Raw genomic sequence first — 12,968 nt, 5'->3', positions numbered from 1 at the left:
GCACGGGCCCGGCGGCCCCTCCTCTCCCCTCCTGGCACCGCCCCGGTCCCTCATGACCGGGGCACCACCACGACATACGCCGCCGGGTCCCGGTCCACCGACGCCATCAGCGCCGTGCGGACCACCGCGGCCTGCTGCTCCAGCGACGCGCGCAGCTCGCGGGGCGTGAGGTGCACGACCGTGATGCCGAGGCGCTCCAGGGTCTCCCGCTTGCGGGCGTACTCCGACCACATGGCGTCCTCCTCTTCGCGCGGGGAGCGGGTGTCGAGTTCGACGGCGACCGCGTGCTCCGGCCAGTAGGCGTCCAGGCCGCCGAGGTGCGGGCCGCCGGGCAGGCGCAGGTCGACGTTCCAGACCGGGTCCGGCAGACCGTACTCCCGCACCATCCGGTACAGCCGGCCCTCGGCGACGGCCCGCCCCTCCGCCACCAGCGAGTCCACCGCGTCCACCACGTGCGGGCGGCCGAGCAGCCTCGCGCGGGTCAGCTCGCGCACCACCGACACCGGGTCGCAGTGGCCGCCGCGGACGGCCTCGGTGAGCAGCCGGCGCACCATGCCCGCGTCGGACAGCTCCGCCACCGCGTCGGCGAGGGCGCGCGGCACGGGGGCGACGGGCAGGCCGGTCACCTGCTCGGGGGCGGGCAGCGCGGCGGTGCGCACGATCCGCACGAAGCCCGTCGTGCGCAGCCGGCGCAGCCGGGGGACCAGGACGTCGATCCGCGCCAGGGCGGGCAGCGGCGGCGAGGCGGTGAAGCCGTGCAGGGTGAGGGCCGCCAGACCCGTGAGCACCGCGTCCGGGTGTGCCGGGCGGTGCGGCTGCGGGTCCGCGGCGCCCGGCTGGGACGGCACCGCCGCGGCCGGGGTCTGCCGGGCCGCGTAGGCCAGCGCCGCGTGCAGCCGCTCCTCGCTGGTCAAGGGGCCCGGGTGCGGCACGTAGACGCCGGGCAGGAGCTGCTGCCAGGGCCCGCCGGGGCGGCACCGGTCGGCGAGTTCGGCGGGGGAGACGCCGTGGGCGCGCAGCTGAGCGGTCGTCAGGACCCGCCGGGCGCCCTCGGCGATGTGGCGTGCGGGGCGGGGGGAGAGCGGGGTGTTGTGGGTCATGTCCCGGAGATTCCCGGTGCCGGCCGGCCCTGTAACCGCTGTTACACGTTCGTCGACAAATGCGGACAAGCCCGCACTAAAGGACGAGTGTTCGGATGCCGATCGGGCACCGGAAACCCCTGGTCCGCAGGAGGGTGGACCAGGGGTTACGGTCACGCACGCCCGGATTTCGTCACGATCACCCCGGCCCGAGATCAGGCCGAAGGCGGGTGGTGTGCGGGCTCAGCCCGCCGCCGCGTCGCACTCCTGCCCGCGCAGCGCCCGCGCCAGGTCGTCCCGCGCCTCCAGCACCAGCCGCCGCAGCGCCGGCGGCGCGTCCTCGTGCGCCGCGAGCCACGCGTCCGTCGCCGCCAGCGTCTCCGGCGAGTCCTGCAGCGACGGGAACAGACCCCGCACCACGTCCATGCCGATCTGGATGGACCGCTCCGCCCACACCCGCTCGATCGCCTTGAAGTACTTCCCCGCGTACGGCGCGAGCAACGCCCGCTGCGACGGCTGCGCGAAGCCGCTGATGGTCGCCTCCACCAGCGCGTTCGACAGCGCGTCCGACTCCACGACCTGCGCCCACGCCTGCGCCTTCACCACCTCCGACGGCCGCGCGGCCAGGCAGCGGACCTGGTGCCGCTTGCCGGACGCGGTGTCGTCGCGGGCCAGTTCGGCCACGAGCACCGACCCGTCGACCACCCCGTGCGCGGCCAGCGGCTCCAGGAACGCCCAGCGCAGCTCCTGGTCCACCTCCAGCCCGTCGATCTTCTCGGTGCCGTCCAGCAGACCCCGCAGCAGCTCCAGATCCCCGCTGCCGGACGCCGTCGCGGCGAAGAACCGGGCCCATGCCAGCTGGTGCTCACTGCCCGGACCGGCCGCCCGCAGCTCACGCAGGGCACCCTCCGCCAGCAGCCGCTCGCCCTCCTCGCGCCAGGCCGGGGCCGCGTAGTGGACCAGCGCCGAGTTCGCCCAGGCGTGCAGCATCTGCAGCACGCCGATGTCCGACTCCCGGCCCGCGAACCGCAGCACCAGGTCCACGAAGTCCCGGGCGGGCAGCAGCGCGTCCCGCGTCATGTTCCACAGCGCCGACCAGCACAGCGCGCGCGCCAGCGGATCGGTCACCGCGCCCAGGTGCGCGCGCAGCGTCGCCAGGGACGTCTCGTCGAACCGGGTCTTGCAGTACGTCAGGTCGTCGTCGTTGACCAGCACCAGCTCCGGCGCGTCCGCGCCCGCCAGCTCCGCCACGACCGTGCGCGGACCGTCGACGTCCGTCTCGACCTGCGTGTACCGCTCCAGCGCCCCGTCCGCCGTGCGCCGGTACAGGCCCACCGCCACCCGGTGCGGGCGCAGCTCCGGATGCGACTCGGCGGCCTCCTGCACCACCGCCAGCTCCGCGATCCGCCCCTCGCCGTCCAGCAGCACCTGCGGGGTCAGCGAGTTCACGCCCGCCGTCTGGAGCCAGGAACGCGCCCACGCGCCCATGTCCCGGCCGGACGTCTCCTCCAGCACCGACAGCAGGTCACCGAGGCGCGTGTTGCCGTACGCGTGCCGCTTGAAGTAGCGCCGCGCCCCCTCCAGGAACGCGTCCTGGCCGACGTACGCCACCAGATGCTTGAGCACCGAGGCGCCCTTGGCGTAGGTGATGCCGTCGAAGTTGAGCTTCGCGTCCTGCAGGTCGCGGATGTCGGCGGTGATGGGGTGCGTGGAGGGCAGCTGGTCGGCCCGGTACGCCCACGCCTTGCGGCGGTTGGCGAAGGTGATCCAGCCGTCCTTGAACCGGGTCGCGCCGACCAGCGAGAACGCGCCCATGAAGTCGGCGAAGGACTCCTTCAGCCACAGGTCGTCCCACCACTCCATGGTGACCAGGTCGCCGAACCACATGTGCGCCATCTCGTGCAGGATCACGTTGGCGCGGCCCTCGTACGACGCCTGCGTCACCTTGCCCCGGAAGATGAACTCCTCGCGGAAGGTCACCAGCCCCGGGTTCTCCATCGCGCCCAGGTTGTACTCCGGCACGAACGCCTGGTCGTACTTGCCGAACGGGTACGGGTAGTCGAAGTGGTCGTGGAAGAAGTCCAGGCCCTGCTTGGTGACCAGGAAGACGTCGTCGGCGTCGAAGTAGGGGGCGAGACCCTTGCGGCACATCGCGCCCAGCGGGATCTCCAGCCGCGTGCCGTCGTCGAGGACCCGCTCGTAGCTGTCCGTGACGTAGTGGTACGGGCCCGCCACCACACACGTGATGTACGTGGAGATCGGCTTGGTCTCCGCGAACCGCCACACCCCGTCGGCGCGTTCGCCGGCGCCGTTGCTCCACACCGTCCACTCCTCGGGCGCCCGCACCTCGAAGCGGAACGGGGCCTTGAGGTCGGGCTGCTCGAAGTTCGCGAAGACGCGGCGCGCGTCGGCCGGCTCGTACTGCGTGTACAGGTACACCTCGCCGTCCTCCGGGTCGACGAAGCGGTGCAGGCCCTCGCCGGTGCGCGAGTAGGCGCACTGGGCGTCCACGATCAGCTCGTTCTCGGCGGCCAGGTCCTCGAGCACGATCCGGGAGCCGTCGAACACCTCGCTCGGGTCGAGGTCGCGGCCGTTGAGGGAGACCGCCGTCACGCTCGGCGCGATCAGGTCCGCGAAGCTGGACGCGCCCGGCTCGGCGCAGCGGAAGCGGATCGTGGTCACCGAGCGGAAGGTGCGGGGGCCGTCGCCGGCGTGGTCGCCGACGGCGGAGCGCACGTCGAGGGAGACCTCGTAGCCGTCGACGGACAGCAGCGCGGCCCGCTCCCGGGCCTCGTCGCGGGACAGATTCTCACCGGGCACGGGCGGCACTCCCTCATGGGTCGTGGGTACGGCTGAACAGGACCGATCCTGCCATGCGCCCCTGACGCGGGGCAGCAGGGAATGAGCGGGGACGGCGGCGGCGTTGTCCCCGTGTTGCCCCGGGAAATCCCGCCCCATGAGGAGAGACATGTCGCAGAAGACCCCCGTCGACTTCTGGTTCGACCCGCTGTGCCCCTGGGCCTGGATGACCTCCCGGTGGCTGCTGGAGGTGGAGAAGGTCCGGGACATCGAGGTCCGCTGGCATGTCATGAGCCTCGCCGTGCTCAACGAGGACAAGCTGGACGAGCTGCCCGAGAAGTACCGCGAGATGCTGACGACCAAGGCGTGGGGCCCCGTCCGGGTCGCCATCGCCGCGCAGGAGGAGCACGGCCCGCAGGTGCTGGGCGACCTGTACACGGCGCTCGGCACCCGCATCCACAACGAGGGCATGGGCCCGGAGAAGGAGGCGGTCGCCGCCGCCCTGCGCGACACCGGCCTGCCCGAGTCGCTGCTGGACCACTGGGACGACACCCCCTACGAGGAGCAGCTGCGCGCCTCCCACAAGGAGGGCATCGAGAAGGTCGGCCAGGACGTCGGCACCCCGGTCATCGCGGTGCCCGGCGCCGACGGCGAGCAGATCGCCTTCTTCGGCCCGGTCGTCACCCCCGCCCCGAAGGGCGAGGAGGCCGCCCGCCTGTGGGACGGCGCCCTCGCCGTGGCCTCGGTCCCCGGCTTCTACGAGATCAAGCGCACCCGCACCGCGGGCCCCGACTTCAGCAACCTCTGATGCGTCAGCCCGCGTCGCGGGCGATGCGCGCCAGGTCCGGGAAGTCCGTCACCACCGCGTCCACGCCCAGCGCGTAGTGCAGCGCGTACTCCGCGAACGCGTCCCCGAAATCGGTCGCCGTCGCGGAGCGGCGCAGGGGGGCCGGCAGGTACTGGTTCTCGGCGCGGAAGGTGTACGGGCCGATCCGCAGGCCCGCCGCACGGGCGTCCGCCACCAGCGGGGTGGGGACGCCCGTGCCGTCCGCGCTCACCGTCAGCACCGAGGACTTGTCCGGCCCGATCCAGTCCGCGTACCGGGCGATCCGGGCCAGCCCGGCCGGGGTCATCATGTCGTCGTACGTCGTCGGATCCCCGGCGGACACCAGGTCGTACGGCCCGCCCGTGGTCCCCAGCGCCTGCCACAGCGGCACCCCCAGCCCCTCCTCGGCGATCCGCCGCAGACTGGTCGGCTCGAAGGACTGCACGACGCACTCGCGCGGCCCGAGCCGGCCTCGCCGGACGATCCGCGCCAGCTCCGGCTCCAGGGGCAGGCCGAGGGAGCGGAAGTAGGTCGGGTGCTTGGTCTCCGGGAACACGGCGACCGTCCGGCCGTAGGTCTTCGACAGGCGCCGGGCGAGGTCCACGACCTCCTGGAAGGTGAGGATCTCCTCCCGGCCGTCGAAGACGGTGTTGCGGTCGCGGACGCGCGGCAGGCGCTCCACCGCCCGCAGCGTCTTCAGCTCCGCCAGCGTGAAGTCCTCGGTGAACCAGCCGGTCACCGCCCGCCCGTCCACCGTCTTCGTGGTGCGCCGGTCCGCGAACTCCGGGTGCGCGGCCACGTCGGTGGTCTGCGAGATCTCGTTCTCGTGCCGCACCACCAGCACATGGTCCTTCGTCGGCACCAGGTCCGGCTCGATCCAGTCGGCGCCGGTCTGCACCGCGTACGTGTAGGAGGCGGCGGTGTGCTCGGGCCGCCACCCGGCGGCGCCCCGGTGCCCGATGACGAGCGGGCGGCGCGGCCGTCCGGCCGCGTGCGCGGCCCCGGCCCGCGGGAGGGCGGTGGTGGCGGCCGCCGCGAGCAGCAGCGACCGCCGTCTCATCGGCAGTCGTCTCATCGGCAGTCTGCCTGTCGGCATGCGAACTCCCTTTCTCTGTGGGGCGGTTCGTGGATGGCTTCGTCACGCGCGGGCACGGGCCCGCGCCTCGGTCAGCCGGGCCAGATGCTCCTCGTAGCCCTTCGCGTAGTACGCCGCCCGGTCCGGGTCCGGCTCGACGACCGCCGCCGGCCGGGTCCACGCCCCGGCGTCCAGCCGCACCCCGTACCGCCGCGCCGCCGCGAGCACCGCGCCGCGCGCGCCCACCTCGCCCTCGACGACCCGCAGCGGCCGGCCCAGCACGTCGGCCAGCAGCCGGGTCCACGCGGCGCTGCGGGTGCCGCCGCCGCACACCGCGAGCGAGCCGGTCAGCCCGGCCGCCTCCAGGCAGTGCCGGGCCGCGTACCCGATCCCCTCACAGGTCGCGCGGACCAGGTCGCCGCGGGTCGACTCCAGGCTGACGCCGGTGAGTTCGGCGCGCAGCCGCGGCTCGACGAAGGGCGCGCGCTCACCGGAGGGGGCGAAGTACGGCAGGACGCGCACCCCGTGCGCGCCGGGCGGGGTCGCCTCCAGCAGCCCGTCCACCTCCGCGTGCCGCACACCGGTCGTGGACAGCACCCAGTCGAGGGCCGCCGTGCCCACCATCGCGGGCATCGCCCGCAGCCAGTGGCCGGGCCGGTCGGTGGAGATGTACAGGCCGGCCGGCTCGCCGCCCAGGTCCAGGTCGGTGGTGGCCACCAGGGCCGCCAGGCAGGTGCCGACGATCAGCAGCCCGTCGCCCGGCGCGGTGACCCCCGCGCCCAGCGCGCTGGCCGGGAGGTCGTACGGCCCGTTCGCGATCCGCGTGCCCGCCGGCAGGCCCTCGCGCGCGGTCGCCGTGGCCGCCGGGTCGCTGACCGGGGCGAGGAGCCCGCGGCGGTGGGTGAGGCCCAGCAGCTCCACGACCCGGTCGTCGTAGGCGCGGGTGCGCGGGTCGAGGAACGGCATCGACGCGTCCGAGACATCGGTGGCCGCCGGTGCCCCGGTCAGCCGCCGGAACACCATGTCCTTGCAGTACAGGGCGGTCGCGGCGGCGTCCAGGGCGGCCGGCTCCGTGCGGTCGAACCAGGCCAGCAGCGGGCCCGGGCAGCCGGGGAACATGGCGCTGCCGGTGCGCCGGAACACCGCCTCGAAGGTGCCGTCGGCCAGCCACCGGTCGAGCAGTCGGTGCGCCCGCCCGTCCATCCAGGAGGCCGCCGCGCGCACCGGGCGGCCCTGCGCGTCCACCAGCCACAGCCCGTCGCCCTGGCCGGTCAGCCCCGCCAGCGCCACCGGCCCGGCCACCCGCCCGGTCAGCGCGCCCAGCACCTCGACGACCGCCGCGTACACCTCCTCCATGTCTTGCTCGACGACCCCGCCGCGCAGCGCGAGACGCACCGGACGGGACTCGACGGCCAGCTCACCGCCCGCCTCGTCGAAGGCGGCGGCCTTCACCACGGACGTGCCGACATCGATACCGACGTACATTCCGCCTCCTTCGCACCCTCAGGTCAGGCAGTGCGCCAGCGGCTCCCCGCGCGCCCAGCGCCCCACCTCGGCGGCCGCGATCCGCGCGGCCTTCTCGGCGACCGCCCGGCTGGCACCGCCCAGGTGCGGGGTCAGCACGACCCGGTCCGCGAAGCCGTACAGCGGGGAGTCCGGCGGCAGCGGCTCGCGCGCGTAGGTGTCCAGTGCCGCCGCCGCGACCCGCCCGCTCGCCAGGGCCGCGCACAGCGCGTCCTCGTCCAGCAGCGGGCCGCGCGCCGCGTTCACCACCACCGCGCCCTCGGGCAGCAGCGCCAGCTCGCGGGCGCCGAGCAGACCGCGGGTCTCGGTGGTGAGCCGGGCGTGCAGGCTGACCACCCGGGAGCGGCGCAGCAGCTCGTCGAGGGAGTCGACCCGCAGTCCGTGGATCTCGCCGCGCACATACGGGTCGTGGACCAGCACCCGCGCGCCGAACGCGCCCAGCACCCGCGCCACCCGGCTGCCCACCGCCCCGTAGCCGACCAGCCCGACCGGCAGGTCCTCCAGCTCCAGGCCGGCGCGGTCGTACGTGTAGTAGGCGGCGCCCTCCCAGCTGCCGTGCCCGGCCAGCGGGATGTGCGCCTGCGGAATCCGGCGCAGCGCCGCCAGCATCAGCCCCACGGTGAACTCGGCGGTGGCGGCGGCGTTGCGGCCGGGCGCGTAACACACGCGCACCTCGCGGGACTTCGCCGCGTCCAGGTTGACGTTGACCGGGCCGCCCCGGCACACCACGACCAGCCGCAGGGCCGGTGCGGCGGCGAGGACCCGGGCGGTGACCGGGCCCATCTGCGTGACGAGCACCTCCCGCCCGTCGCCCAGCGCCTCGATCAGCTCGTCCTCCGCGTCACTGGCCTCGCTCACCTCGGCCACCGCGCCGAACGGCTCCAGCGGCCAGCCCAGCCGCACCTGACGGACGTCCGCCGGATGCTCCTGGCGCACCGCGTCGGCGATCAGCGAGGGCAGCACGAAGTGGTCACCGGCGGCGAGCACACGGACCGGGTCTGGGGTCATCGCAGGGACTCTCCTGTCGCGGCGTCGAAGACATGGGTGAGGCGGGGGTCGGCGGTCAGCCGGACCCGTTCGTCGTGGGCGAGCCGGACGTCCGGGCCGGTCAGGACGGTGACGGGCCGGTCGACGCCGGCGAGGTCGAGGGTGGCGAGGCCCGACTCCGGCAGCGGCTCGTGGGCCAGCACCCGGGCGGGCAGCCCGTCGGCGCCGGTCAGGGACCAGTCCTCGGGGCGGACGCCGACGATCAGCTCGCGCCCGGCCTCGGCCCGCACCGGCAGCGGCAGTTCCAGCACGTCGGACAGGCGGGCGGCGTGGCCGTCGGCGGTGGCGGTCGCGGGCAGCAGGTTGATGGCGGGCTCGCCGACGAAGTCCGCGACGAAGACGGTGGCCGGGTGGTCGTAGATCTCGTACGGGGTGCCGAGCTGCTGGATCACCCCGTCCCGCATCACGGCGATCCGGTCGGCGAGCGACAGCGCCTCCTCCTGGTCGTGGGTGACCAGGATCGTGGTGTGCCCGAGGTCGCGCTGGATGCGTTTGAGTTCGCGGCGGGTGGTGTCGCGCTGGGCCGCGTCCAGGTGCGAGAGGGGCTCGTCCAGGAGCAGGACGTCCGGCTCGCGGATCAGGGCGCGGGCCAGGGCGACGCGCTGCTTCTGCCCGCTGGACAGGCCGGCCGGGCGGGCGTCCAGGAGTGGCGTCAGCCCGATCCGCTCCGCCATCTCGGCGACCCTGCGGTCCGCGTCCGCGCGGCGGCCCCGCGCCTTCAGCCCGAACGCCAGGTTCTCCGCGACGGTCAGCGGCGGATACAGCGCGTAGTTCTCGAACGCGACGCCCATGTTGCGCCGCTGCGCGGGCAGGTGCGTCACCGGCGCCCCGCCGACCAGGATGTCCCCGCCGGTCACCGTCTCCAGACCGGCGATCATCCGCAGGGTGGTGGACTTCCCGCAGCCCGACGGCCCGAGCAGCCCTAGCAACTCCCCGGAGCGCAGGAGCAGATCGAGGCCGCGTACCGCCTCGACCGGGGGCCGCCCGCGTGAGCGGTAGGTCTTGCGCAGGTCACGTAACTCCAGCTCGGTCATCCACTCCGCCCTTCGTCGCGCAGACCTCGTAACGGACCTGGTGCTCGTCCAGGTCGCGCAGCGCCCCGGCCGACGCGCCGTCGTCGACCAGCAGCAGGTCGAAGCGGGACAGCGGCACGACGCGGTGCAGGGCGACCCGGCCCAGCTTGGTGTGGTCGACCAGCAGGACGTTGCGGGCGGCGGAGTCGAGCATCGCCCGCTTCACGGACACGATGTGCTGCTCCTGGTGCCAGACGTGCCCGGCGTGCACGCCCGAGGTGGAGGCGAAGCAGACGTCGACGCGCAGCTGCTGCACCGCCTCGACGCAGGACACCCCGAGGAAGGAGGAGTGCAGCGGGTCGTAGTCGCCGCCGAGCGCCATCAGGTGGATGCCCCGCCGGCCCGCCAGCAGGGTGATCGCCTCCAGGAAGTTGGTGACGACCGTCAGCGGGGTGATCTCGCCGAGGCGCAGGCGGCGCGCTATCTCCAGGGTGGTGGTGGAGTCGTCCAGCAGGATCGCCATGCCCGGCTCGATCAGCCGCATCGCCCGGCCGGCGACGGCCCGCTTCTCGTCCCGCATGGTCTTCAGCCGGTACTGCACGTTCGCCTCGAACACCCCGGACGGCTGCGCGGTCACCCCGCCGCGGAACTTGCGGACGACGCCCTGCCGGGCCAGTTCGTCCAGATCCCGGTGGATGGTCATCAGGCTCACCCCGAACCGCTCCGCCAGCTCCGCCGCGGTCGCCGACCCCGTGGCGAGGACGTGCTCGGCCAGGGCGGCCTGCCGGGCCGCCGGTCCCTGGAACGCGTGGTTGCCGCCGCTCATCGTGCCCCGATCCGTCGTCCCGGGCGCTGTGGCCCGTCGGCCTCGAACAGCAGCAGGTTCTCCGGCCGCACCGACAGCCGCACCGGATCGTCGGGACGCAGCCCCGCGGCCTTCTCGCGCGGGGCGACGACGGCCACCTGGGCGGCGCCGAGCCGCACGGTCACCTCCACCGAGCGGCCGAGCACCTCGGTGACGTAGACGCTGCCGGACAGTGCGTGACCCGGGCCGCCGCCCAACGTCAGGTCCCGCGGCCGGATCCCGATCTGCGCCGGGCCGCGCGCGGGTGCCGCCACGGGCAGCCGCACCGCGCCGTCCGGTGAGCGGAACACACCGTCCTCGACCGTCCCGGCCAGCAGGTTGATCCGCGGCCGGCCGAACGCCCGCGCCACCTCGGTGTCGTGGGGCCGGTACCAGATGTCCTCCCGCGTGCCCGTCTGCACGATCCGCCCGTCCCGGATCACCCCGATCCGGTCGCCGAGCGCCAGCGCCTCCACCGAGTCGTGGGTGACGTACAGCGTCGTGGTGCGCCGCACCGACCCGATCGCCTTCAGCTCGGCCCGCATCTGCTGGCGCAGCTTGGCGTCGAGGTGGGACAGCGGCTCGTCGAGCAGGAACGCGCGGGCCGGGCGGACCAGCACCCGGCCCAGGGCGACCCGCTGCCGCTGCCCGTTGGACAGCTCGCCGACGGGCCGGTCCAGCAGGCCCTGGATGCCGAGGAGTTCCGCCACCTCGCCGATCCGCCGGCGTGCCTCGGCGGGCGGCAGGCGGTGGCGGGGGGAGCGCAGCGGGGAGGCGAGGTTGTCGTAGGCCGACTTGTGCGGGTAGAGGGCGTAGCTCTCGAAGCACATGGCCACGCCCCGGTCGTACGGTTCGACGCCCCGCATGTCCTTGCCGCCGATCTCGACCGTGCCCGCGTCGGGCCGTTCGAGGCCGGCGACGGTCTTCAGCGTGGTCGTCTTGCCCGCCCCGGAGGGGCCGAGCAGGCAGAGGAACTCGCCTTCCGCGACCTCCAGATCGAGTCCGTCGAGGGCGGTGGTCCTGCCGTACGCCTTGCGGACCGCGGCCAGTTTGATCATGGTCATGACTTCACCGCCCCGAACGACAGACCGCGCACCAGATACCGCTGGATCAGCAGCGCCAGCAGCAGCGGCGGTACGACGGAGATCAGCGCGGCGGCGGCCGTCAGGTTGTACTTGGGGCGGTCGCCGCCGAGGAAGGACAGCGCGCCCACGGTCACGGTCTGCGCCTCGCTGGAGGTGAGGATGAGCGGGAAGACGAAGTTGTTCCAGGCGAAGATGAACGCCAGCAGGGACACCGCCGCGATCCCCGGCTTGACCAGCGGGATCGCCACCCGGAAGAAGGCCTGCTTGCGGGTGTAGCCGTCGAGCAGCGCCGCCTGCTCCAGCTCGGGCGTCAGATCGGCGAAGTACGACCGCATGATCCACACGATCAGCGGGAGGGTGACCAGCTGGAGCACCCACACCATGCCGACGTAGGTGTCGAACAGCCCCAGCTCCTGGTAGAGCACGAACAGCGGGATGATCACGGTGAGTTCGGGCGCGAACCGGAACGACAGCAGCGTGAACATCAGGTTGTCCGAGCCCTTGAACCGCCAGCGCGCCGAGGCGTACGCGGCGGGCAGTCCCACCAGCAGCGACAGCGCCACCGCGCCCAGCGACACCACCAGGCTGTTGACGAAGAACCGGGTGAAGGGGATGCCCTCGCTGTCGCCGAGGACGGTCCGGTAGGAGTCCAGGGTGGGGGAGAAGGAGAAGTAGGTGGAGAACAGCTGGTCGGCGGGTTTCAGGGAGAGGATCACCATCCAGGCGATCGGGAACAGCGCGAAGACGAAGTAGAGGATCAGGGCGGCGTCCGCGAGCCACCCGGGCCATCGCCGTCTCACCTGGTCACCTCCGCGGCCCGGCGCTGGATCCGCCCCAGGTGCCGGACGAGCACCATCGCGGCCAGGTAGACCACGGCCCACAGCACGACCGTGTAGCTGATCCCGAAGGAGTAGCGCTGGAAGCGGATCGCCTCCAGGTACGCCCGGATCTGCAGCACCACGGTGGAGTCGCCGGGCCCGCCCTCGGTGAGGGCGTAGATGATGTCGAAGACCTTCAGCGAGTCCATGAACCGGAAAATCAGCGCCACCAGGACGTACGGCCACAGCATGGGCAGCGTCAGCCGGCGGAACGTGTACCACCAGTCGGCCCCGTCCACGGCCGCCGCCTCGAACGGGGAGGCGGGCAGGGACCGCAGCCCGGCCAGCGCGAGGATCGCGACGAACGGGGTGTACACCCACACGTCCACGGCGATCGACGACAGCAGCGCGCCCGTCGGCGTGTCCGTCCACTGCACGCCGCCCAGCCCGAACGGTCTCAGCAGGTGGTTCACCACCCCCACCGACGGCTGGAGCATCAGCTTCCAGATGATCGCCGCGATCACCGGGGCGATCATCAGCGGCAGGATCAGGATCTTCTCCAGCACCCGCCCGACCAGCGACGACCGGTTCAGCAGCAGGGCCACCGCGACACCGAGCACGGTCTCGAACCCGGCCGCCCCGACCGCGTACAGCACCGTCACCCAGGCCGAGTTCCAGAAGGACTCCTCGGTGAGGACGGTCCGGTAGTTGTCGAGGCCGACCATGTCCGGCCGCGGCTTGCTCGCCGCGAAGTCGAAGAGCGTGTAGTACAGGCCGAGCCCGAACGGGTAGAGGATGCCGCAGGTCAGCAGCAGTGCCGGGACGATGAGCAGATAGGGGCGCAGCGCCTGTCGCACG

Annotated in this window: 11 protein-coding genes; 1 reads left to right on the top strand and 10 read right to left on the bottom strand. The window is 73.4% G+C overall.

Translation table 11 applies throughout. From position 1 onward, the window contains the following. Positions 1-50: 50 nt before the first annotated feature. Complete coding sequence (locus tag G7Z13_RS12035) at positions 51-1,100, bottom strand: hypothetical protein (protein WP_165998606.1); 1,050 nt, start codon at positions 1,098-1,100, stop codon at positions 51-53. 222 nt (positions 1,101-1,322) lie between these two features. Further along, entirely contained in the window at positions 1,323-3,899 is a 2,577-nt protein-coding gene (gene pepN / locus G7Z13_RS12030; protein WP_165998604.1) for an aminopeptidase N, read from the bottom strand. Between the two features lie 148 nt (positions 3,900-4,047). On the opposite strand from pepN, the gene G7Z13_RS12025 reads away from it, so the two are divergent. Continuing rightward, positions 4,048-4,686 (top strand): DsbA family protein, encoded by a 639-nt coding sequence (locus G7Z13_RS12025; RefSeq protein ID WP_165998602.1) that lies wholly within the window; start codon positions 4,048-4,050, stop codon positions 4,684-4,686. A 4-nt stretch (positions 4,687-4,690) separates the two neighbouring features. On the opposite strand, the gene G7Z13_RS12020 is transcribed toward G7Z13_RS12025, so the two are convergent. Genes G7Z13_RS12020 through G7Z13_RS11985 form a run of 8 tightly spaced genes read right to left on the bottom strand, consistent with a single transcriptional unit; the run spans position 4,691 to position 12,967 of the window. Further along, positions 4,691-5,800, bottom strand: coding sequence for a glycerophosphodiester phosphodiesterase family protein (locus G7Z13_RS12020; RefSeq protein ID WP_240926188.1), 1,110 nt, complete (start codon positions 5,798-5,800; stop codon positions 4,691-4,693). Between the two features lie 42 nt (positions 5,801-5,842). After that, entirely contained in the window at positions 5,843-7,264 is a 1,422-nt protein-coding gene (locus G7Z13_RS12015; RefSeq protein ID WP_165998599.1) for an FGGY-family carbohydrate kinase, read from the bottom strand. 18 nt (positions 7,265-7,282) lie between these two features. Next, positions 7,283-8,311 (bottom strand): 2-hydroxyacid dehydrogenase, encoded by a 1,029-nt coding sequence (locus tag G7Z13_RS12010; RefSeq protein WP_165998597.1) that lies wholly within the window; start codon positions 8,309-8,311, stop codon positions 7,283-7,285. Then, positions 8,308-9,384 (bottom strand): ABC transporter ATP-binding protein, encoded by a 1,077-nt coding sequence (locus tag G7Z13_RS12005; RefSeq protein WP_165998595.1) that lies wholly within the window; start codon positions 9,382-9,384, stop codon positions 8,308-8,310. The genes G7Z13_RS12010 and G7Z13_RS12005 overlap by 4 nt, the downstream gene beginning before the upstream one ends. Further along, entirely contained in the window at positions 9,362-10,189 is an 828-nt protein-coding gene (locus G7Z13_RS12000) for a DeoR/GlpR family DNA-binding transcription regulator (RefSeq protein ID WP_165998592.1), read from the bottom strand. Before G7Z13_RS12000 ends, G7Z13_RS12005 begins: the two co-directional genes overlap by 23 nt. Then, positions 10,186-11,271 carry an ABC transporter ATP-binding protein gene (locus G7Z13_RS11995; protein ID WP_240926187.1) on the bottom strand — a complete coding sequence of 362 codons (1,086 nt, stop codon included), beginning with the start codon at positions 11,269-11,271 and terminating at the stop codon, positions 10,186-10,188. Before G7Z13_RS11995 ends, G7Z13_RS12000 begins: the two co-directional genes overlap by 4 nt. Further along, positions 11,268-12,092: a carbohydrate ABC transporter permease gene (locus G7Z13_RS11990; protein ID WP_165998590.1), complete on the bottom strand. Its 825-nt coding sequence runs from the start codon at positions 12,090-12,092 to the stop codon at positions 11,268-11,270. The genes G7Z13_RS11995 and G7Z13_RS11990 overlap by 4 nt, the downstream gene beginning before the upstream one ends. Further along, positions 12,089-12,967 (bottom strand): sugar ABC transporter permease, encoded by an 879-nt coding sequence (locus G7Z13_RS11985; RefSeq protein WP_165998588.1) that lies wholly within the window; start codon positions 12,965-12,967, stop codon positions 12,089-12,091. The genes G7Z13_RS11990 and G7Z13_RS11985 overlap by 4 nt, the downstream gene beginning before the upstream one ends. Position 12,968: the final 1 nt, after the last annotated feature.

The organism is Streptomyces sp. JB150 (assembly GCF_011193355.1).
Classification (GTDB): domain Bacteria; phylum Actinomycetota; class Actinomycetes; order Streptomycetales; family Streptomycetaceae; genus Streptomyces.
The sequence above is the reverse complement of the archived record's forward strand: the minus strand, read 5'-3'. Positions and strand labels throughout refer to the sequence as shown.

Excerpts from the sequence above, each read along its gene's own strand:
- G7Z13_RS12035 (WP_165998606.1), bottom strand. The coding sequence starts at position 1,100 with ATGACCCACAACACCCCGCTCTCCCCCCGCCCCGCACGCCACATCGCC.
- G7Z13_RS12025 (WP_165998602.1), top strand. The coding sequence starts at position 4,048 with ATGTCGCAGAAGACCCCCGTCGACTTCTGGTTCGACCCGCTGTGCCCC.
- G7Z13_RS12020 (WP_240926188.1), bottom strand. The coding sequence starts at position 5,800 with ATGCCGACAGGCAGACTGCCGATGAGACGACTGCCGATGAGACGGCGG.
- G7Z13_RS12015 (WP_165998599.1), bottom strand. The coding sequence starts at position 7,264 with ATGTACGTCGGTATCGATGTCGGCACGTCCGTGGTGAAGGCCGCCGCC.
- G7Z13_RS12010 (WP_165998597.1), bottom strand. The coding sequence starts at position 8,311 with ATGACCCCAGACCCGGTCCGTGTGCTCGCCGCCGGTGACCACTTCGTG.
- G7Z13_RS12005 (WP_165998595.1), bottom strand. The coding sequence starts at position 9,384 with ATGACCGAGCTGGAGTTACGTGACCTGCGCAAGACCTACCGCTCACGC.
- G7Z13_RS12000 (WP_165998592.1), bottom strand. The coding sequence starts at position 10,189 with ATGAGCGGCGGCAACCACGCGTTCCAGGGACCGGCGGCCCGGCAGGCC.
- G7Z13_RS11995 (WP_240926187.1), bottom strand. The coding sequence starts at position 11,271 with ATGACCATGATCAAACTGGCCGCGGTCCGCAAGGCGTACGGCAGGACC.